The sequence below is a fragment of the Paraclostridium sp. AKS73 genome (assembly GCF_025671395.1).
Lineage (GTDB): Bacteria > Bacillota > Clostridia > Peptostreptococcales > Peptostreptococcaceae > Paraclostridium > Paraclostridium benzoelyticum.
In genome coordinates this window covers 209,581-231,662 of sequence record NZ_JAIXHU010000001.1, presented here as the reverse complement: position 1 = coordinate 231,662, position 22,082 = coordinate 209,581, and the positions used below count along the sequence as shown (strand labels likewise).

The following is a 22,082-nucleotide window of genomic DNA, read 5'->3' as shown; positions in this document are numbered from 1 at the left end:
TAATATTCAAGTACTTTTCCATATATTGTTTTTCTGCTTTATTAAGCAAATCTAGCAATTTTTTTCCTAATCTCTTCATTTTTTCTTTTTACATTTTTCAACTTCTATAGCTATTTCATGTAGTAAAGTGTGTGGTGAATCTATCTTTTCATATGAAAATTTATACTTTGTATATCAGTTGAAAAATTATCATACCATTTACCAAATGCACATTGATGTGGATCTGTAGTTAAAGTAAATTCTCTATTTTCATACACTGAATTTTTCAATTCATTTACCCACTTAATATGATCATTTTTTCTAATATCTATCATAGCTTTAAAATCTTCATATTCTTCTTCAGATGACTTACATCCAAATAAACTTCTCATACTTAAAACTGGTACTATTTGATTTCTTAGTTGCATAACCCCTAATTCACTCTTTTCACTTTTTTGTATCGAAGTTATATTGTCAGGAAGCTCAGTTAATGCAATTGTCACACTACTGTCAATTGCATATAAATTATCAGCTACCCTAAATATAACATGAGGTAATCTTTCTTCATTTATCATAGTTAAATTCCCTTCCTTAAAAATGATATAACTCTATAAATTATAATAATTTATTATTAAAATTGTAATTACAAATTATTAGCTTTCTAATTATACCAAATATTACCAATAACATTCCAGTCTTTTTGAGAATCTTTCTCACTTTTTATATCCATAAAAAACGAAGTGGGATTATGTGTAAGTTTCGAAACATTCCAGGCTTTTTTCCAGCCTGTTGTAAGAAACTTATACATAATCCCACGAAGTAACCCTATACAGCTTTACTATGTCTTTTAAATATAAAGTTAAAGAACCCTCTAATCCCTTTAAACACTATCACTATTACAAATAGTATTAATATGCCCGTAAGAGCCCCTGACGAGTCTATAAGAACATCTTTCATGCTACCTACTCTTCCAGCTACCGCTAACTGTCTCATCTCATCATAATAAGCATATGATATACTTGCTATCATGGCTACAATACTAGCTATGTATATTCTTCTACTAAGAGCATATATAAGTAGACTTATAGAAAATCCTATACCTGCATATATACTAAAATGAGCCATTTTTCTAACTATATACCCCTTATCTCCATACTGCTTAAGTTTGTCAAAAACTTTTTCTTTTACACTTATTATATTATGATCTTTTAAATTTACTTCTGATCTAATTTTATCAATTACATTAACAGCTGTATCAGATTGTTGTTTTGATACATCTCCTTCTTGACTAGAAAAATAATACATACCTCCCATAGTCATTACTACTAGTAGTAAGCATACTATTTTTTTCATACCGACATCACCTGTCTTTCACAATATAGGCACAAGTTTAATATATACCTAAAAGTTTAATTTCGTGATAAATCACTTTTATATAAGTACTTATTATACTACAAATCTAAAAATAGTAAATGAATTTTATTTGAAAAATCAAAGAAGCTACCTGTTTAAGGTAGCTTCTTTTTTAGCCTACATAAAATATGTCATATGAAGCATCCATAGCTTCATTTATATCTAAGCAGTATATATCTTCATCATTTTCAAATCCATTTTCTTTTACCCATTCATCAAATTCATTCTTCGTCCAGAAGAAATTCATAATGTTTCAACAACTAGATGCCCAATTTTCATGCTTATCCAAATTTAAATGAAGCACTCTTAAATCAGGATTGTTTGAACTTGTTACTTTTCCATCTCTTATAGATATATTTATTTCATTTCCAGTTACATAACATTTAGAATTTATATCTATATCTTGATTAAAAGTACACCTCCATCCCATTGCATCAATTGCACACATTGCATTAAACTCTCTATTATCTGCAAGTTTAACTCTATGCATAGTTGGATGAGCTGATACTGGATATATAAAATTTATGTATCCATCATCATCTACAACCATTATGTTTTTATCTATAAACAATTCTAGAGTTTCTTTTATATATTCTTTTTTAAGTTTAGTTTATCTTCTAAAAAAACTACACTTTCCTCTAAGCTTACAGGTCTTTTCTTTTCTATTATCATATCCATAATCGATACTCTAATATTTTTGTATTTGGTTTAAATCCCTATATTTATTGTTTCCATTTTAATTTTATACTCCATAACATGCTGATAATTTTTTGTTAATCTATTTTTATATTCTAGATATTCTTCACTCTCTCGCTCTCTTGGTCTATCTAGATCTATTTTTAAATCTTCTAATATACACCCTTTATCTCTAGACATAACTACAACTCTGTCACTCATATATACCGCCTCATCTACATCATGAGTAACCATTATTGCAGTTATCTTTTTTTCATCCAAATATTTTCTAGTTCTTCTTGAAGATTTTGTCTCATTTGAAAATCAACCGCTCCTAAAGGCTCATCCATTAAAAGAACTTCTGGGTTACATGCCAGTGCTCTTATAACAGCGACCCTTTGCTTCATTCCCCCTGATAGCTGATGTGGATACATCTTTTCTTTTCCCTTTAAATCTGATATTGATAATAGTTCTTCTAATCTCTGTTCTCTTTCTTTTTTAGACATTTTTTGTTGCTTCATTGGAAATTCAACATTTCCTTTTACTGTTTTCCACGGAAATAATGCATAATTTTGAAATACAAATGCTCTATCTATACCTGGTTTATCTACTACTCTATTATCTAGTAAAACTTGACCGTTTTCACACGTTTGAAAACCTCCTATTATAGTTAATAATGTAGTTTTACCACAACCAGATGGACCTAGTAATGATACAAATTCCCCTTCTTTTATGTCTAGGTTTATATCCTCTAATACTTTATGTTCTACTTTATTATTTATAAAGGTTTTACTTATATTGTCTATTTTTAGTTTCATTAATTATCAAACCTCCATTTGCAAAGGCTCTTGTTTATAAATTTTAATATTCTATCTATTATAAATCCTATTAATGCTGCAAATATCATAAGTCCAATTAAAAGCTCAGTATTCATCATTGTTTGAGCTTGTACCATAGAGTAACCGAGACCGGCACTCGTTGCTATAAACTCGGCTCAGATTACAGACATCCAACCAGTACTTATTGCAAGTCTTGCTCCAGTTAAAATATCCGGAAGAGCTGCTGGTAGCATTACATTAGTAAATATTACAAATGGAGATGCCCCCATGCTTTTTGCTGCATTGTAATAATCTTTTGATATAGATCTAACTCCTTGAATTGTATTAAGGATTATAGGGAATACTCCTGCAAAAGCTATTAAGAATATCGTTGGCCCATCTCCTATACCAAACCATACTATAGTTAATGGAACCCAAGCCATTATAGGTACTTGTCTTGCTGAATCTACGACTGGAGAAAATACCTTCTCAAATGTTGATGAGAACCCCATAATAAGTCCTAGAGGAAGTCCAAATCCCATAGCATACATAAATCCCTTTAATACTCTTTGCATAGTAATTAATACGTTTTTTACAATTTCAGGGTCTGTTATACATGTTATAAATCCATGAAACACATCCATTGGCATAGGAAGTAAAAGTGAGCTCCCTATCCTTTGCGCACTTATTTGCCATATTCCTATTATCACTATAAATAATAATATTTTATAAAATGCATCTAAAAACTTTTTATTTAATCCTCTTTTTTATTTATTTCTGTATTTGCACGAAACTTTAACTTCCACTTTTTAAACTCACCCCAAACTTCTTTTGATATCTCTGTATCTGTATATTTTTCTAGTTCTTTTTTAAACAAGTTTTCATCATTTAATTCTTTTACACTTTGATTGTATAGTTTTATAAATTGATCATATAATTTATTTTGTTTAAATGATTTATTTACAACCATTACATATGTATCATAATCCTTATTTATTGCTGTAGAAAATTTTTTCCCGTTTAAACTAAGTGCTTTTATACTATCAATTACTATAGCATCTACTTTGTCGCTTTCTAATGCATAAGCTAGCCCCCCACTTATAAAAGGTACTTCCTTTGCACTTTCATAATACTCTTTTACTAAATCAATTTGATAATTCCTATTTTGTGTGACTCCTACTTTTTTATATTTTCATTTTTAACTAAAAATATATCAGAGTTTTGAACTACAGTATCTACAATTTCAAAATTTTCATCATACTCTACAAATTTTTTCGCTGCTTCTTTGCAAATTATAGCCATATCTATTTGCTCTGAACTCAGAGCCCACTGCATGGTACTTGCTCAACAATCATTTATAGAATATGTCTCTATTAAATTTTCAATTTCAATATCTGTAAAATAATCTTTGTTTATCATATAATCAATGATAAAACCAGAGGTATCATCTGATACCCCTATTCTTATATTTCCATCTATTTTTCAGTCTTAGGATTAAAAAATAATATTCCTAAGCTTCCTATTATAATAATTAAACCTAAAATTATATTTTTAGTTTTGTCCATCTATCTCCATTGCCTTTGCTTTCCAATCTTCATAGCTCATACCTTTAGGGAATACTGGATCTACTTTTTCTTTTATAAATTTATCAAAATCATCTGCTCCACAAGATTTTAAAAGCTTATCATTTACAACTTTATCATAATCAGGTATTTCATCTAATGCCTTATTATCTTTATACATATCTAAATTATTTTTATATTCATCTCCAGTTATTTTCCATGTAAGAGTTCTTCCTTCTCCTACAGTCTTTTTATATATAGTCATTAATGCTACTTCTTCATCTACACTATAGTTTTTAGCAAATATTTTTGCTGCTTTAACTGGGTTTGTATATATATACTCTATAGCTTTTGTATGTGCTAAAACCATTTTTTCAGCTAAGTCTGGATGTTCTTTTATAAAGTTTGTATTTAATGAGAATGAACAACAGTTATATTCTTTTCCTGTATTTTTCTCCTTATATTGAGTTGATGAAATTATCTTTCCAACACCTTCTTTTTCCGCTACAGATCCCCATGGATCACATGTACTGAATGCTTTTATTTGACCTGTTTTTAATGCTAAGTATGCATCTTTACTAGAGTCTATATTTACAACTTGATATTTAGATGAGTCTACTGGAAGACCTGTTTCTGGCCCATAATCTGTAGTCCATAGTAAATCACCATCTGGATCTGACGCTATTTTTTGTCCTATTAGTTCTTTAGGGTCCTTTATATCATTTGCAACTACTAAGTATTCAGATCCACCTCTATGGTTATTTGCAGCTACAACTATTGGTGATCCTTTTGGTATAGCTCCAACTAATCCTTTAGTACCAATATACCCTGCATCCATTTGTCCAGCTGCCATAGCTTCTGGTACTTTTCCGTTACCTACAGCTTGAACGTTAAGACCTAAATCCTTATAAATCCCAGCATCCACAGCAACTGGAGCAGCCGTCATGTGGTCACAATTATAATAACCTAATTTAATTGCATAATCTGAACTACCTTTTGTTGAAGTTTCTTGTTTACTTTCCTTACTACTACATCCTGTTAAAACAGTAGTACTTATTGCACCTATTAGTACTAATGACTTTACCTTGTTTGAAATTTTCATTTTTAATTCTCCCCTTTGTTGAATTTATATTAGCAACATGCATTCATGCCTTCACCGAATAAATCTATTAATTTTTTATTTTCTAACCTATATATTGCATATCCTACATTCCCATTTTTAGATCCAGATAATATAAGTTCCATTTCATCTTTATCATCTATATTTTTAAATTCTATTAAAATATCATCTATAGGTGCTCTTATAGGTTCTGTTATATAAACGTTTTCATCGCCACTTATAATTCCAACCATTTCATTGTGATTATTGCCTTTTTTGTAAACCACTAATAAATCATCTACTTTATCGTTATTTATATCGTGTTGTGCGTACGTAAGTATTTTTTCATATTTTACATTTTCTTTAAAATAACTTAAATACTCTTCATTTACATCTGGTAGGTTACTTTCTTGCTTATTTTTTTCTTTGCTGTATACTGAAATTCCAATTAAAACTACTATTATAGAAAGTATTATTAAAAGTTTTTTACGCTTCATTTTTGCAACCTTTCTTAAGCTAGGCATTATAGCTTTTATGAAAAATATAAATATTATAAATGAGCATATATATTTTGCCGAATCAGGTATATTTAACATTATAGTATTAGCTATACTTATAGATTCCTTAGTGTAACTCATATTTATATTTGTAGCCTTTCCAATTAAAAGCAAGTTTGTTATATACCCAATAACTAATGAGCACGTTGTGAGTGTTATAGAATATATAGCTACAGTTCTCTTTCCTATTACTTTATACATACTTATAAGTTCTGGTAAATTAGTAGCAGCTCCAGCTATTAAAAATGTTATAGCGATTCCTGGTGATGCACCACTTGCTACTAGTGCCGCAATAAATGGTATATGTCCAACTGCACAAACATACATAATACATGCAAGTACTGCTATACTACCCAAAGACAGTACACCTGGATTTCCTAAGTATTTTTGAATTATGCTACTTGGAAACACCGTTGTTATAAAACCTGCAACAAACATACCTATTACAACATATTTGCTAATTGTAAGTGCTAATTCAGAAAATGACCATTTTAATCCTTCTATCACTTTTTCTTTAAAGCTTAACTCTTCTTCTTCTAGCTCAATAGCTATTTCTTCATCCTCTTGTTGGTTTATACATAGTTCATTTTTACCTAAGTAGTTTCCTAAAAGTCCTACTATTATTGGCACGACAAATCCCGATATAACATAAATAATAGTTATATCTGGCCCTAATAATCCTAAACTTAATACTACTGCTATTGGATTGATAATTGGAGTTGATGTCATAAAAGCTAAAACTGGACCTAGGTAAGCGCCAGAGTAATACATGCTTATACCTATAGGTATAACCCCACAACTACATATAGGAAGTAACATTCCTGAAACTGTACTTTTGAATAGTGATGATATTTTTTTATTTCCAAGAGATTTTTGAAATTTTTCTGGACTTATTAGATTGTGTAGTAGACCTGCTATTATAAAGCTTATTATTAGCCATCCTGAGGCTCCATTTAATATACTTATAGACGCTAGTACTACATCTTTAAAAAAATCTAAAATATACATTTAATTCTCCTCTAATTGTTTATGGCTTCTATTATTGCTTTTTCTATTACATCCTTTGAAAGTCTATCATATTTTTTCTTTGATTTATAATCATAGTTCCTTTGTTATAATTCCGTATTTTTTTAAATAAGTAAAATCTTTTCCTGCTTGATATAATTTTATATCTAGCTTTTCTTTGTAAACTTCTCCTAACCTTTTTATTAGCATTCCATGCTCATCGCATGTAGGTCATGTATTTATAAACTCTACTAAAACTTTTGCCATTTCTCCTCCTTTATTTTTTCCTTTTTCCCCTTTAATTTACATTTTTTTACACTCAAGCTCTTTTTATTATACATAGAATTTTCAGACATTGTAAAATAGAATATATCTATATAACAACGTTATAGTATAGATATATCCTATTTGAATTTTTATCTATTTATTTTTCTTGCAAGCGTTGCTGTCCAAATACCAACCATTGTTACCCCTAAAAACATTTCTATTCCTGATAAAAATATGCTATATCCAAATGGAGTTATATCTCCATAACCAACCGTTGTAAATGTAACTATGCTAAAATGAAATGCTCTCACAAAATCATCTACCATAACATTTGCTGATTTCTCTGTAAAAAAAGTTCTTTATAAGATATAATTTCACTTCCTATTTTAAGCCCAAAGATTAGATATAGTATAGTAAATAAAAATATAAGTTCTAAAGACGTTATAAGTGCATAAGTTGGCCTTTCTCCATATCCACAAATTAACCAAAGTGCATCTGATTTAAACCTTTTTATTCCCTTTAAAGTTTTTCGTTCTGTAGTTTTATAAATATATAAGTATTCACCATATTTAGCTAACAAATTATTTTCTTGAAATTTATAAGCTATAGTTCTATAAAATTTATAGCAACTTTCATAACTTTCATTATTTAATTCGTCAAAGAATGTATCTTCATTAAACTTAGTCACTAAACTATCATCAAATTCTAAGTTATATATATAAGACTCAGTTAATTTAAATGATTTTAAATCACAATCCTTGATTGTCATAAAATCCATATGACAGTTAATAAAAATACTTTTTTTAAAGTTACTATGTTCAGCTATAAGATTATTTAATTGATTATATCTTAATATTGAATTTTTAAAGCTACAATTTATAAACTTAACTTTATTAAATTTGCAATTTATGAATATACTATTTTCAAAGCTACAATCTATAAATTCTATATTTTCAAATTGAATATCCTTTATCTTTCTACTTTCAAATTGTGTTTTTTTAACAATTTTCAAATCTAAAATCTCATCTATTTTTATATATTTATTGAATTCATAAGAGCTTATATCTTTTATATTTTTGTCATTAAGCCTATTATTAACTTCGTTGTTAGTAATTTTTCTTAATTTATTAAACTCAATAGTTTTCATATTTATTCTCCAAAAATAATTTTTTAATATTAACTATTTCGGTTTAATATTTAAGAATCCTTGAAATAAAGTTTTTGTCATATTATTTTTATCATAATGGCTTACTTTTTTTAATATACTTGTACAAATAACCATTTGGGGGAGGATTAATTTATGAATACAAAGATAAAAGTTTTAGAGGAAAAACTACCGAAAAAATGTTGTTCCTATTGTAATCATCTTTCTTTAGAGGGTCCTAATGATGATTTTACTTATGATATAAAATGTGTGCTTTCAAATAGTACTCCTTTAAATGGAGATTCATGCAATGATTTTAGCCCAGAATATACTAATTTAAATCATGTTGATTTAGATACTTTATATTTAAAATTTTTAGAGTCAGCTATCCAAGTTGATTATGCATCTTACTTAAACTCGCTACATTGGAAGTTATTTAAAGAAAAAGCTTTAGATTATTATGACTATGAATGTTCTAAGTGTGGATGTAGCGACAATTTAAATGTTTACCATATAAATGACAACTTCGGGCGTGAAACTTTTGATGATGTAAATGTACTTTGTGAAAACTGTTTAAGAAATTAAATTTATATACTACTAATATTTTTTTAAAATAAACAAATAATAAATTCATAGTCAAATGACTATGAATTTATTTTATTTTGGAGGTATTTATATGTCAAATCCTATAAACTGTTCAGCTACAAGTTGTGCATATAACAACAGTGGAGGCTGTTATGCATCTGGAATTCAAGTAAAAGGTTCGAGAGCAAAAACAACATCTCAAACAAACTGTGCAACTTACCAAGATAAAGCATCAAGCTCATTTACCAACTGTTCTGGAGAATGTACTTGTGCTAAAACTCATTCTATCTCTTGTGCTGCAGATCACTGTAAGCACAATGATAGCGGATGCTGTAAGGCCGAGTCTGTTCAAATAAACATGCAAGATGCATCTTGCGAAACTTTTGTAACTAAATAGTCCCCCCACTATATTATTTACAAAATAAAAAGAGCTAACTATAATATATAGCTGATGATAACTTTGTATGATTTAGCGACATTTTGAAAGCGAATTTTGCTTTCATGGAGCAAATCATACAAAGTTATCTTAAGCGTTCTATATATTAGTCAGCTCTTTTTATTTTAATTGAAACTTAAATCTTCGATTAGTTCTTCATATTCTCTATAATTCTCTTCGCCTTTTAAAATTCTTAACGCTCCATAAGAAAGAGCTTCTAACTCATTTTCTCCTGCTAGTACAGTTACTGGTGCAATAAATCTTACTTTATCACTTAGTTTTTTAGTTAAATTTTTAGAGTATGCAATTCCTCCAGTTAAAATAATTGCATCCACATCTCCATCTAAAACTGTAGATAACTCCCCAATTCCCTTTGCAACTTGGTAAATTAAAGCTTCATATATTAATTTAGCTTTTTCATCACCGTTTTCAATCATTTGTTCAACTTCTCTAATGTCTACAGTATTTAAATGCCCTACTATTCCACCTTTTCCTCTAATTTTTTTCATCATTTCTTTTTGAGTATATTTACCACTAAAGCACATATCTACAACCTTTTTAACAGGTATTCTTCCACTTCTTTCTGGAGAAAATGGACCCTCGTCATCAGAAACTACATCTACCATGTGCCCATTTTTATGTGCAGCTATAGTTATTCCTCCTCCAAGATGTGCTACTATTAAATTCATATCTTTATAATCTCTATTTTTTCCTTTGAAAATTTAATAGCCATAGCTCTTGAATTTAATGCATGACTCAAACAATTTCTCTTTATTTCTGGAAACCCTAATACTCTAGCTACATCATCTAATTCATCAACTGCTACACTATCGTATATATATGCATTTACTCCTATTTCTTTAGCTATTTCATAAGAAATAAGCGCTCCTAAGTTTGATGCATGTTCTATTATAGGTTTATTCTTCAACCTATCTACCATAGCATCATTTACTAAATAAGCTCCTGATTTTACAGGCGGAAGTATCCCACCTCTTCCAACTATAGAATCTAATCCTTCTTTTTTAAAATCGTTTTCCTCGAGGATATTTAAAATTTTTTCTTTTCTCATTTCAAACTGATCAGTTATACTATTATACTTTTCTAATTCACTTGCACTATGATTTATACTTTTTGAAAAAAGCATATTTTCATCTTCATATACTGCAATTTTAGTAGATGTTGAACCTGGATTAATCGCTAATATTTTGTATCCCATAAACTACTCCCCTTTGACTAAATTCATTCCTACTTTAAATGCTTCTATATTTATGTCAACAAACTCCTTTTTTACATTATCACTTATAATTTGATTCCAGTCAATATGTTCAAGGTTCATAGATTTCACTAAGCTTCCAAGTAAAATTATATTCATCGTTTTTGGATTTCCAAGTTCAATAGCACTCTTTGATGCATTTATTAATTTGGCTCCAACTCTTAATAATTCTTCACTTATTTCATTTCCTTTGTATTCAGCTTTTCCATTTAATATTGGCATTGAATTTATTTGATAGTCATTGACTATTATTTTCCCATTATCTTTTAAGTACTCTAACCATCTTAATGCTTCCATTTTTTCAAATGATACTAAAATATCAGCTCCGCCTTTTTCTATAACTGGAGAATAAACTTTATCACCATATCTAACTTGAGAAGATACAGATCCACCACGCTGACTCATCCCATGTATTTCACTCATCCTTACATCATATCCTGATTCCATAAGACCAATTGTTAGAAGCTTGCTCGCAAGTATAGTACCTTGACCCCCAACTCCAACTAAAAGTACGCTCTTTGTCATTTATTTATCCCCCTTATATATAGCTTGTTTTGGACATATTTGTGAACATACTTCACATCCTACACAGCTAGTTTTTTCAATACATGCTTTTTTAGTTTCTTTATCAAATGATATAGATGGACAGCCAGATTTTATACATAGCTTACAGCCTATACATAAATCTTTATCTACATTACATTTTTGCTTGAATGCGCCTTTAAACTCTTCTTTATCTTCTTTAGAAAACTTTTTAAGTACACATGGCCATCTTGTTATTATAACGCTAGGCTCATCTAGTTTAAGTGCCCAATCTAGTGCATCATTTACTTCTTTTAAGTTATTTGGATCTATTGTTCTTATATGATTTATACCGCAAGCTAAAACTAATTTTTCAATATCTAATTCTTTTACTTCTTTTCCTTGTAATGTATATCCTGTTCCAGGATTTTGTTGATGACCTGTCATACCTGTTATTCTGTTATCTAAAATTACAGATATTGCATTACTTTGGTTGTATGCTATATCTATAAGTGAGTTTATTCCAGTATGGAAGAATGTAGAGTCTCCTAAAACTCCAACTACTCTCATGTTATTATTTTCTTTCATATTAAACACTTGTTGTGCTCCATGGCCTACACTTAAACTTGCTCCCATACATACTATTGAATCTAATGCATTGTATGGACTTGCAAAACCTAGTGAATAACAGCCTATATCTCCTGAAACCATAACATTTTTTCTCTTTCCTATTTCATAGAAAAATCCTCTATGTGGACATCCTGAACATAATGTTGGAGGTCTTCCAACTACTAAATCTTCATTATATTCTATAGTTTTTTTCTCTTCACCTAACATAACCTTTCTTATTACATCTGGAGTCATTTCTCCTGTGTATGGGAATATATCTTTTCCTATTACATCGATTCCCATAGCTTTTACTTGATCTTCTATAAATCTATCATTTTCTTCTATTACATATATCTTCTTAACTTTGCTAGCAAATTTTTTTATTTTTACATCTGGCAATGGATTTGTAAACCCTAATTTTAAATATGATACATTATCTTTAAATACTTCTTTTGCATAGTTATAGCAAACACCACTAGCTATTATTCCTATATCTTCGCTATTTAGTTCTATGTAGTTTAAATCAGTTTTATTTGAGTATATTTTTAACTTATTTAATCTCTCTTCAACTTTAATTCTAAGACCTTTAGAGTACGCTGGAACAGTAACTCGTTTTTGTACATCTTTTACATAATTTTTTACTTCTACTTCTTCTCTTTCTGAACAATTTACTATACCTTTTGAGTGACATAATCTAGTTGTCACTCTATATAAAACCGGAGTATCAAATTCTTCACTTACACTATAAGCTTCTTTTAACATATCTTTAGCTTCTTGACTAGTTGATGGTTCAAACAAAGCTATTTTTGCAAACTTAGCATAATTTCTATTATCTTGTTCATTTTGAGACGAATGCATTCCTGGCTCGTCAGCTGAAACTAATACTAATCCTCCATTTACGCCGGTATATGCAAAAGTAAATAGTGGGTCTGCTGCTACATTAACCCCTACATGTTTCATACACGCTAGAGTCCTAGCTCCAGCTATAGAACCTCCTATACTTGCTTCAAGTGCTACTTTTTCATTTGGTGCCCATTCTGCTAATATGCTATCTTTGTATGTAGCTACATTTTCTAAAATCTCAGTACTTGGAGTTCCTGGGTACGCAGATGCATACTTAACTCCTGCTTCATAAACTCCACGAGCTATTGCTTCATTTCCAGTCATTAATAGTTTCATTTTTATCCCCCTATTTTTATAATCCTTAAGTTTTTCTACTTTAAATTTAATCAACTAGGTCAATTGCTTCTTTTAAGATTCTAGGTGCAATCTTACACTTTTCTTTATTTACAGCACATACAGCAAATCTTACTCCCATTTTTAATGGTATAGTATATAAATTACTTTCTATGGCTTTTTCACATACTTTTATAGGATTTTTACAAGGTATACTTACAAAGAATCCATCTCTATATGGAAGTATATCTAACCCTATATCTCTAGCTTCATCTACAAATGCTTTAGCTCTTTCTTTTAAAACTGATTTATATGAATTTTTTTCATCTTCATATCTTTTTAGCTTTTCTTCATCATTTATAATTCTTGTTAATAACTCCATAGCTCCTCTATTGCAATTTGACCAATTTGCTCTTGCAGAATGTGAACATGAGTAATAAAACTCATCAGCTATGTCTTTATTACTAGATACACATAAGCAAGCCCCACTTCTCATTCCATATGCCGTATATCCTTTCGACATACTAAATCCTATAATTATCAATATATTTTCAGGTAGGTTTTCAAACTTTTTGAAAAATCTTCTAGTGTCATTAGCTCCTTTACCTGAAAAATCTATGTATGCTACATCTACAAATAAAGTTATTTTTTTATTTGTGTCTTTTACAGTTTGCTTACATAAATTCAGTATTTTGTCCCATTCTTCATCAGAAACTGTATATCCAGTTGGATTATGAGCGGGTGTATTAAATATAGAAAAAATTCTATCTTGTTTTTTGATAAATCCATAAATTGCTTTTTAAATGATTCAAAATTAAAATTTCCTTCTTTATTAAATAACTCATAGTTTGTAATATTTCTATTTATCTCTTCGCAAATAATTTTATATGGTCCCCAATACCAATCTGGTACAAGTATAGTTTCTTGATTTTCTGTATAATTAAAAACTGCTAACTTTATAGATCCAGACCCTCCTGGAGATGCAACTACTCTTATACTGCTGTTTGGCATAAATTCTTTAAAACAAGCTTTTTTTACTGCTTCTATATAGTCGCTTTGCCCTGCAATTTGAGCGTATGCCGCTATTTGTTTGTTATCTAAGTTTTTATATTCATCATAAACTGATTTTAAAGTTATAAGGTTTCCCTCATCATCCATAAGTGCTCCTATAGTAGCATTTATAACATTTTCTTTTCCCTTTTCTTTTTCACATATTTGTGCCCTTTTAGACAAGTTAAATATCATATCTTCTTCTTGTGGCCAAATAGCATGTTTAGCCGCCATTGACGTAATCATTAAATCCCTCCTAAATACTTGTATATTAATACATATTACAATTAGTTAGATTTAATGATTATTTATGAAAAAAAATAAGACATCCTTCTGGATGTCTTATTTTTTATGATTAATTAGACTTTAACTTTTCTAATTCTTCTATTAATTTGTCGTTAAGAACTTTTATATGAGTTCCTTTCATTCCTAGCGATCTAGATTCTATAACCCCTGCACTTTCAAACTTTCTTAGTGCATTTACTATTACAGATCTTGTTATTCCGACTCTATCTGCAATTTTACTTGCAACAAGTAGTCCTTCTCTTCCGCTTAATTCTTCGAATATATGCTCTACAGCTTCTAATTCAGAATATGATAATGTTCCTATAGCCATTTGAACTACAGCTTTCTTTCTCATTTCTTCTTCTAGCTCTTCACCTATAGATCTTAATATTTCAAGCCCTATAACCGTTGCACTATATTCTGCTATTACTAAGTCGTCATCTGTAAACATTTGATCGTATCTCGCAAGTATTAATGTACCTAATCTTTGTCCACTACATAATATTGGAACTATTGTTAAATATTTTTCTTTTCTATCTTCTTCGTATGGAAGAAGTTCTATCATTTCTGTCCCAGTTAAGTTTTCTTTTGTTTCGTTTATTTTTAATATATTTTTGAATATGCTTCTGGGAACATCTTTTTATGTGTTTTTTCATCTTCTATAACTGAGCTGTCTTTTTCAACGTTAAGGTAAACACCTAATATTTTACCTTTAGTACTTACAACATAAGCATTCGAACTTAAAACTTCACCTAATGCTTCAGCTAATAAATTAAATGACACATTACTTCCACCACTAGTTTGTAATGTTTTGTTAATTTTTCGTGTTTTTTCTAGCATTTCGCTTGCCATCTATTATCATCTCCTCATGAAGTTTGGCCACTTTTATACCCTTAATACATTTATATTATTTTAACGTTCTTACTTTAGCACTGTCATATTATCATAATTTCAAATCTTTTTCAATACTATAAATTGGTTTTAGACACATTATTTTACATTATTCATTGCTTTTATCATTATTTTCTAAATTTTTCTCTTTTTTACACTCTTTATTAGAGCAAATTACCTTAGTTTCTGATTTTGTTACCTTCTCAATTAAATATGAATTACATTCACTACATAATTCTCCAGTAGGTTTATTCCATGATATAAAATCACATTCTGGATAATTCGAACATCCATAAAAGGCCTTACCTTTTTTTGATTTTCTAAGAATTATATCACCTTTTCCACATTTAGGACATTTTACGCCTACTTTATTTACTAGTGGCTTAGTTGTCTTACATTCTGGATAGTTTTTACAAGCTATAAACTTACCAAATCTTCCATATTTTATAACCATGTTAGATCCACAGTTTTCACAAATTTCATCAGTTTCTTCATCCATGTTTACTTTTTCAATATTTTCAATTGCTACTTCTATAGCCTCTTTTAATGGTGCATACACATCTGCTACAACTTCTTTCCAATATGTGTCTCCCTCTGCAACATCATCTAACATATTTTCCATCTGTGCTGTAAAATCTACATCAACAAATTTTTGGAAGTTTTCTTCTAGTATATTAGTAACTATTTTTCCTAGCTCAGTTGGACATAAGCTAGATGCATTTTTTTCAACATATTCTCTATTTAATATAGTAGCTATTGTTGGTGCATAAGTAGATGGTCTTCCTATACCTAATTCTTCTAAAGTTTTTACTAAGCTAGCTTCTGTGTATCTAGCTGGCGGTTGAGTAAAATGTTGAGAGTGTCTAACTTCTTGTGATGATAATAAGTCTTTTTCGTGAACAGTTGGAATAATCTTATCTTCTCTATCTGTAAAGTTATATACTTTAGTATATCCATCAAATTTTAATTTTGATCCTGTAGCCTTAAATACTAAATTATCTACTTTGCAAGTTAAGTTTAAAGTATCAAACACAGAGTCTTCCATTTGACTTGCAACAAATCTTCTCCATATTAAATCGTATAACTTATATTGATCTCTACTTAGAGAGGCTTTTATACTAATCGGTGTTCTATCTACAGATGTAGGTCTTATTGCCTCATGAGCATCTTGAACTTTTTTAGACTCAGCTTTAGCTTTTTTATTTTCTTCAAATTTATAGTATTTATCACTATATTCTTCTAATATAAATTCTTTAGCTTTTTCTTTAGCTTCTTCTGATATTCTCTTTGAATCAGTTCTTATATATGAAATTAAACCTAGAGTTCCTTCTCCTTCTATGTCTACACCTTCATATAATTCTTGTGCTACCATCATAGTTTTCTTAGTTGTAAAACCAAGCTTATTTGCAGCTTCTTGTTGTAACATACTTGTTGTAAATGGCTTAGGAGCTGATTTCCTTCTTGATTTTGACTCTATTTTATCTACTGTTAAATCTTTACCTTTTATTCTGTCTAGTATTTCATTTACTTGACCTTCGTTTTCAAGTTCTACCTTCTTATCGTTTTCTCCATAGAATTTTAAGGTAACATCCTTACCTTCTTTTGTTTTAGCATCTAATTCTATAGTCCAGTATTCTTTTGGATCAAAAGCTTCTATTTCTTTCTCTCTATCACATATCAATTTTGTCGTAACAGATTGAACTCTACCTGCACTAAGCCCTTTTCTAACTTTTTGCCAAAGTATAGGACTTATTTGGTATCCTAATAATCTATCTAGAACACGTCTTGCCTGCTGCGCATCTACTAAATCTAGTTTAATATTTCTAGGACTTTTTATAGCTTTTTTTATAGCATCTTTAGTTATTTCATTGAATTCAATTCTACAATTTTCAGTTTCATCCAATGATAATATATGTGATAGATGCCAAGATATAGCTTCTCCTTCTCTATCGGGGTCGGTTGCTAGAAAAACTTGTTTCGCTTTTTTAGCTTCTTTTTTTAATTCCTTTATTACATCCCCTTTACCTCTTATATTTATATACTGAGGTTCGAAATTATTCTCTATATCTACTCCTAATTTACTCTTAGGTAAATCTCTTATATGCCCTACAGATGCCTTTACTGTATAATGACTTTTTCCTAAAAATTTTTCTATGGTTTTAGCTTTTGCAGGCGACTCAACGATGACTAAGCTTTTTGCCATATATCCACACCCCCACAATTTTTATTTTACACTATATATCTTGTTTCGCATTTCTATTATCTTACCTTCTATTTCAAGCATATTTAAAATGCAATTTATATCTTGTATATTCATATTAGTATAATCACAAATTCTATCTATATGCAAGCTTCCTTTTGTTTCAATAATATCAAAAATGCTTTGCTGTACATATGTTAATCCATTGCTATTGCTATCATTAGCTATTTTATTAAATTTTTTTAAATTATATTCATTTATTATATCTTCTATATCATCAACAAGCTTTGCACCATCTTTTATTATCATATGACAACCTTTACTCATATCAGAGTTAATATTACCCGGAATTGCAAAAACGTTTTTACCTTGTTCAAGTGCAAAGTCAACGGTTATCAAAGCTCCACTTTTCTTTGTTGCCTCTACTACTATAACTCCATCACTTAGTCCACTTATTATTCTGTTTCTAGCTGGATAATTTGATGGAGCAACAGGATGTCCTACATTATATTCTGATACTAAAAGGCCTCCCTCTTCTAATATTTTATTAGATAGATTAAGATTTTTCTTAGGAAGTGGATTCTCTACGCTTGATCCTAACACAGCTATAGTCTTTGATGATCCTTTAATGCAACCTTTATGTGAGTGCTCATCTATTCCCATAGCCATACCGCTTACTATGTTTATATTATAGTTAGATAATTTTTCACTTAAACTTTGAGCGCACCAAATCCCATAAGATGTAGGTTTTCTAGATCCTACCATAGCTAAAGATAACTTGTCTAATTGATTTATATCTCCTTTGTAAAAAAGTACACTAGGAGCATTGTAAATATGTCTTAATTTAGAGGGGTATGTACTCTCATTCTTTCCTATATAGCTTACCCCATGTTTATATAAATCCTCTTTTAGCGAATCTATATAAGCACGACTTTTATATTTTACTATATTCTGTTTAATATTTAAATTTAAATTTTCAATTTTTAGTATATCTTTATCTGGTAGGTCCATAAGTTGCTCAATATTATCTACACTGTCTTCAATTTTTTCTATAGTTTTATTACCTATACCTCCTATAGATAATAACCATAAGTATATATCTTTTTTGTTCATAACTCACCTCTAAATTAAAACTTATTTATTCATCCATAAAATAATTGTAGTAAGCTTTTCTAAATGAAAATGCCTCTAGTACATGATTTTGTTCAATTAATTTTTTATTATCTAAATCAGCTATAGTCCTAGCAGTTTTTATTAACTTTGTATAACTCCTGTTTCCTAGCCTATACTTATTAAAAATTAACTTCAATACTTCATCAGCTTCATCACTTAACCTACAATATAAATTTAATTTAGAAGATTTAATTTCATTATTGAAATCTATAACATCATTTTTAAATCTATCTTTTTGAATTTTTCTTGCATTTTCTACTCTTAGTTTTATGTCTATTGAACTCTCTTCTTTTTTATTACTATTGAATTCTTCATAAGGTATAGAGTTTACTTCTATAAACATATCAAATCTATCTAATAGCGGCCCTGAAATTTTACCTAAATACCTATTTATATCACTTGTACTACATTTACATTCTGTATTTGACATATAGTATCCGCATGGGCATGGATTCATAGCTCCTATAAACATGCTATTACATGGATATTTTAAATTCATCTTTACTCTTGATATATTTATATACTTATCTTCTATAGGCTGCCTTAGTGTTTCTAATATTTTCCTATCAAATTCAGCTATCTCATCTAAGAAAAGTATACCTCTATGCGCTAGTACAACCTCTCCAGGTTTTGCATCAACACCACCTCCTATCAATGCCTGTTTAGTTGCAGTGTGATGCGGGGATCTAAATGGTCTATTTAAAAAAATTCCTTCATTTGCTTTTAAAAGCCCTGCTGCACTATATATCTTACTTACTTCCAATGTTTCTTCTTCATTAATACTTGGAAGTATTGTTATCATTCTTTTTGCAATCATAGTCTTTCCTGATCCAGGGGGGCCTATCATTAAAAAATTATGATTACCTGCTGCTGCTATTTCTGCTCCTCTTTTTACAAAATAGTTTCCTTTTATATCTGAAAAATCTTCATCATAATTTTCTTTAGTTTGAATAAATTTTAATTTTTCTTTCTTTATATCTATTTCTTTATTTATAAATCCTATGCACTCTTTCAATGTTTTAACAGGTATTATTTCTATTTCTTTTACAAATAAAGCTTCTCTTTCGTTTTCTTTGGGTAAAAATACTCTTTTTATACCCTTATTCTTAGCATTTATAACTATAGATAAAATACCTTTTACTTTTCTTAGTTTTCCATCTAATGATAGTTCTCCTATAAATAAACTTTCATTTAAGTATTCATCACTTTCATTTATAAAGTTTCTTAATATTCCTATAGATATAGGTAAATCAAAGTAAGCGCCTTCTTTTTTCATATCTGCTGGAGATAAGTTTACCACTAGTCTTGAGTTTGGAAATTTATATCCACTATTTAAGATCGCAGACTTTACCCGCTCTCTAGATTCTTTTATAGATGCTCCTGCTAGCCCAACAATATTGAAGCTTGGTATTCCATTAGTTATATCAACCTCTACATCTACTATTATTCCTTCAATGCCTACCAAGGTGCTTGAGTTTATAATACTTAACATTTTACTACCTCTTTTTTATTACTATTTAAAAAGCATTTTCAATATGGTTTATTTCATTATTTTTCAAATAAACTTCTATAACATCAAACCTTATTGGAACTTTTTCTAATTTATTTTTAACTATATAATATTTAGCAACACTTTTTATTTTCATTTGCTTTTTGTAATTTACAGCTTCTGACGGATATCCAAAGTTTATATTACTTCTTGCTTTAACTTCTACAAATACTAATTCTTCATTTAACTTTACTATTATATCAATTTCTCCAAATTTTAATTTGTAGTTGTTTTCTAATATGTAAGCTCCTTTAGATCTTAAATAATTTGTTGCTATTTTTTCGCCTAAATTACCTTTTTGTATATTATTCATAAAAATTACCTTTTATTTTGATTTTTTTAAAGTATAGTCAATACTTTTATTTAGTATACAATTTTTAAATGTAACCTTTTAAGCCTTGATAATTATTTTCATAAGATTATGATTTAATATATATTAATTTGGGGAATTTGGAGGATTTATGAAGCGAAACATCAAAAAAAAGAAAACTAAAAATAAGAAAAGTGAAATTATTATAATTTCTGCAATTTCATTATGCCTATTTTTTATAATGTCATCTTTAGCATTAAATATATTTAAAGGTAAGGTTTTTGAAATTAACTTAACAAAAACAGCAAATGATAATGATAGTGTAAAAAATGTAACTATAAGCGCAATAGGGGATATAATGGCTCATGATGATCAATTAAAAGCTCAGTTTGATAAAGATACTAATACATATTCATTCGATAATAACTTTAAATATGTAAAACCATATATATCTAAATCCGATTTAGCTATAGGAAATTTAGAGACAACTTTAGCTGGCCCTAAAGCAAAGTATAGTTCATTTCCAAAATTCAATTCACCTGATGAATTGGCTGATGCAATAAAAAATAGTGGAATCGATGTAGTATCTACAATAAATAATCATACATATGATAGGGGTTCTGATGGAGTATACAGAACATTAGATGTTTTAAATTCTAAAAATATAGAACATGTCGGTACTAAAAAAATGACACAAATGAAAACTTCTTAATAAAAGATATTGACGGAGTAAAGCTAGGTGTAACTGCTTTTTCCTATGGACAAGTATACGGAAGTACTACAGCATTAAATGGATTGCCAGTAAATTATAATGACCTTAACAATTTAAATATTTTTAACTCAAGCTATGTAGATATAGCATTTAATGAGATTAAAGATACTTTAGACGTTATGAACAATAAAGAAACTGATCTTCAAGCTGTTATACTACACTGGGGGGATGAATACACAAGACAACCTAATAAATTTCAAAAAGAGTTAGCTAAAAAACTATGTGATTATGGAGTTGATATAATAATAGGCTCTCACCCTCATATGGTTCAGCCTATTGAAATGATAAATTCTGATGAAAATGATAATGAAACTTTGGTTATATATTCATTAGGAAATTTCTTAAGCAATCAAAGAAATGAGATTTTAAATAAAAAATATACCGAGGATGGTGTTATTGTTAACATTGATATAGACAAAAACTTAAATACTGGAGAAACTACAATTTCAAATGTTGAATACATACCTACATGGGTTAATAAATATAACAATAAAAAAGGTAAACTTACATATGAAATAATACCTTTAATAAACGAAAAACAATTTTCTAAAATAGATAATTTACCACTTGATAAGGCAAAAATCATACATAACACTACATCTATAATAGGTTCTTCCGACATTATAAATGTAGCAAAATAAAAAAAGCTATTTCAAATTAAAACAATGTAGTAAAAGGTTAAAATGTAAGGTTTAGCGACTTTTAAAGCGTCTTTCCAGCTTTAGAAACAAA

General features: G+C 29.0%; 20 protein-coding genes and 6 pseudogenes. 3 read left to right on the top strand and 23 right to left on the bottom strand.

The annotated features are described in order from the left end of the window. Positions 1–140: 140 nt before the first annotated feature. From LEQ07_RS01400 to LEQ07_RS01345, 12 genes and pseudogenes are all read right to left on the bottom strand, one after another. Complete coding sequence (locus LEQ07_RS01400) at positions 141–554, bottom strand: chemotaxis protein CheW (RefSeq protein ID WP_263329239.1); 414 nt, start codon at positions 552–554, stop codon at positions 141–143. A 250-nt stretch (positions 555–804) separates the two neighbouring features. Beyond that, positions 805–1,332, bottom strand: a complete 528-nt coding sequence (locus tag LEQ07_RS01395) for a VanZ family protein (RefSeq protein WP_263329238.1) — start codon at positions 1,330–1,332, stop codon at positions 805–807. Positions 1,333–1,504: 172 nt separating this feature from the next. Beyond that, a pseudogene (gene saoL / locus LEQ07_RS01390) lies at positions 1,505–2,095 on the bottom strand (MerB-like organometallic lyase SaoL). A gap of 5 nt (positions 2,096–2,100) precedes the next feature. After that, entirely contained in the window at positions 2,101–2,349 is a 249-nt protein-coding gene (locus LEQ07_RS20465; RefSeq protein ID WP_332842814.1) for a hypothetical protein, read from the bottom strand. Then, positions 2,331–2,885 (bottom strand): ABC transporter ATP-binding protein, encoded by a 555-nt coding sequence (locus LEQ07_RS01385; protein ID WP_332842813.1) that lies wholly within the window; start codon positions 2,883–2,885, stop codon positions 2,331–2,333. The genes LEQ07_RS20465 and LEQ07_RS01385 overlap by 19 nt, the downstream gene beginning before the upstream one ends. Further along, positions 2,885–3,660 (bottom strand): annotated as a pseudogene (gene saoP, locus LEQ07_RS01380) (ABC transporter permease subunit SaoP). The gene LEQ07_RS01385 and the pseudogene saoP overlap by 1 nt, the downstream one beginning before the upstream one ends. Before the next feature lie 15 nt (positions 3,661–3,675). Then, positions 3,676–4,450: pseudogene (gene saoB / locus LEQ07_RS01375) on the bottom strand (ABC transporter substrate-binding (seleno)protein SaoB); the annotation flags it as partial. Next, positions 4,437–5,549: an ABC transporter substrate-binding subunit SaoX gene (saoX, locus tag LEQ07_RS01370; protein ID WP_046822597.1), complete on the bottom strand. Its 1,113-nt coding sequence runs from the start codon at positions 5,547–5,549 to the stop codon at positions 4,437–4,439. The pseudogene saoB and the gene saoX, both read right to left, overlap by 14 nt. 29 nt (positions 5,550–5,578) lie before the next feature. Next, positions 5,579–7,111, bottom strand: coding sequence for an efflux transporter SaoE (gene saoE / locus LEQ07_RS01360; protein WP_332842812.1), 1,533 nt, complete (start codon positions 7,109–7,111; stop codon positions 5,579–5,581). 11 nt (positions 7,112–7,122) lie between these two features. Beyond that, a pseudogene (gene saoT / locus LEQ07_RS01355) lies at positions 7,123–7,375 on the bottom strand (thioredoxin-like (seleno)protein SaoT). Positions 7,376–7,524: 149 nt separating this feature from the next. Continuing rightward, positions 7,525–7,701: an ion channel gene (locus tag LEQ07_RS01350; RefSeq protein ID WP_263329237.1), complete on the bottom strand. Its 177-nt coding sequence runs from the start codon at positions 7,699–7,701 to the stop codon at positions 7,525–7,527. Further along, positions 7,695–8,522, bottom strand: coding sequence for a pentapeptide repeat-containing protein (locus tag LEQ07_RS01345; RefSeq protein ID WP_263329236.1), 828 nt, complete (start codon positions 8,520–8,522; stop codon positions 7,695–7,697). Before LEQ07_RS01345 ends, LEQ07_RS01350 begins: the two co-directional genes overlap by 7 nt. 153 nt (positions 8,523–8,675) lie before the next feature. Here LEQ07_RS01345 and LEQ07_RS01340 point away from each other — a divergent pair, with 153 nt between their 5' ends. Together LEQ07_RS01340 and LEQ07_RS01335 are read left to right on the top strand one after the other, a co-directional pair. Beyond that, positions 8,676–9,104, top strand: coding sequence for a hypothetical protein (locus tag LEQ07_RS01340; protein ID WP_046822592.1), 429 nt, complete (start codon positions 8,676–8,678; stop codon positions 9,102–9,104). Between the two features lie 91 nt (positions 9,105–9,195). Then, the gene (locus LEQ07_RS01335; RefSeq protein WP_046822591.1) at positions 9,196–9,501 is read left to right on the top strand and encodes a DUF1540 domain-containing protein; all 306 of its coding nucleotides are present in this window, start codon (positions 9,196–9,198) and stop codon (positions 9,499–9,501) included. 164 nt (positions 9,502–9,665) lie between these two features. Here the strand turns inward: LEQ07_RS01335 and LEQ07_RS20460 are convergent, their stop codons facing one another. The 11 genes and pseudogenes from LEQ07_RS20460 to LEQ07_RS01285 form a co-directional block, all read right to left on the bottom strand. Further along, positions 9,666–10,229 carry a butyrate kinase gene (locus tag LEQ07_RS20460; protein WP_332842811.1) on the bottom strand — a complete coding sequence of 188 codons (564 nt, stop codon included), beginning with the start codon at positions 10,227–10,229 and terminating at the stop codon, positions 9,666–9,668. Then, on the bottom strand, positions 10,226–10,756 hold the full coding sequence (locus LEQ07_RS20455; RefSeq protein WP_332842810.1) for a butyrate kinase: 531 nt from the start codon (positions 10,754–10,756) through the stop codon (positions 10,226–10,228). The genes LEQ07_RS20460 and LEQ07_RS20455 overlap by 4 nt, the downstream gene beginning before the upstream one ends. A 3-nt stretch (positions 10,757–10,759) precedes the next feature. Next, a complete protein-coding gene (locus tag LEQ07_RS01325) occupies positions 10,760–11,338 on the bottom strand; it encodes an indolepyruvate oxidoreductase subunit beta (protein WP_046822589.1) in 579 nt (192 codons plus the stop codon). Further along, positions 11,339–13,123, bottom strand: coding sequence for an indolepyruvate ferredoxin oxidoreductase subunit alpha (iorA, locus tag LEQ07_RS01320; RefSeq protein ID WP_046822588.1), 1,785 nt, complete (start codon positions 13,121–13,123; stop codon positions 11,339–11,341). 46 nt (positions 13,124–13,169) lie between these two features. Continuing rightward, on the bottom strand, positions 13,170–13,874 hold the full coding sequence (locus tag LEQ07_RS01315; RefSeq protein ID WP_263329254.1) for an aminotransferase class I/II-fold pyridoxal phosphate-dependent enzyme: 705 nt from the start codon (positions 13,872–13,874) through the stop codon (positions 13,170–13,172). Then, a complete protein-coding gene (locus LEQ07_RS01310; protein WP_263329235.1) occupies positions 13,805–14,416 on the bottom strand; it encodes an aminotransferase class I/II-fold pyridoxal phosphate-dependent enzyme in 612 nt (203 codons plus the stop codon). The genes LEQ07_RS01315 and LEQ07_RS01310 overlap by 70 nt, the downstream gene beginning before the upstream one ends. A 109-nt stretch (positions 14,417–14,525) precedes the next feature. Next, positions 14,526–15,295, bottom strand: a pseudogene (codY, locus tag LEQ07_RS01305) (GTP-sensing pleiotropic transcriptional regulator CodY). 160 nt (positions 15,296–15,455) lie between these two features. Next, positions 15,456–17,549, bottom strand: a complete 2,094-nt coding sequence (topA, locus tag LEQ07_RS01300; RefSeq protein WP_046822586.1) for a type I DNA topoisomerase — start codon at positions 17,547–17,549, stop codon at positions 15,456–15,458. A 21-nt stretch (positions 17,550–17,570) separates the two neighbouring features. Next, positions 17,571–18,659, bottom strand: coding sequence for a DNA-processing protein DprA (dprA, locus tag LEQ07_RS01295; protein ID WP_046822585.1), 1,089 nt, complete (start codon positions 18,657–18,659; stop codon positions 17,571–17,573). 25 nt (positions 18,660–18,684) lie between these two features. Continuing rightward, on the bottom strand, positions 18,685–20,211 hold the full coding sequence (locus LEQ07_RS01290) for a YifB family Mg chelatase-like AAA ATPase (RefSeq protein ID WP_046822584.1): 1,527 nt from the start codon (positions 20,209–20,211) through the stop codon (positions 18,685–18,687). Between the two features lie 25 nt (positions 20,212–20,236). Continuing rightward, positions 20,237–20,581: a YraN family protein gene (locus LEQ07_RS01285; protein WP_046822583.1), complete on the bottom strand. Its 345-nt coding sequence runs from the start codon at positions 20,579–20,581 to the stop codon at positions 20,237–20,239. Between the two features lie 148 nt (positions 20,582–20,729). Here LEQ07_RS01285 and LEQ07_RS01280 point away from each other — a divergent pair. Beyond that, positions 20,730–21,991 (top strand): annotated as a pseudogene (locus LEQ07_RS01280) (CapA family protein). The last annotated feature ends 91 nt before the right edge of the window (positions 21,992–22,082 follow it).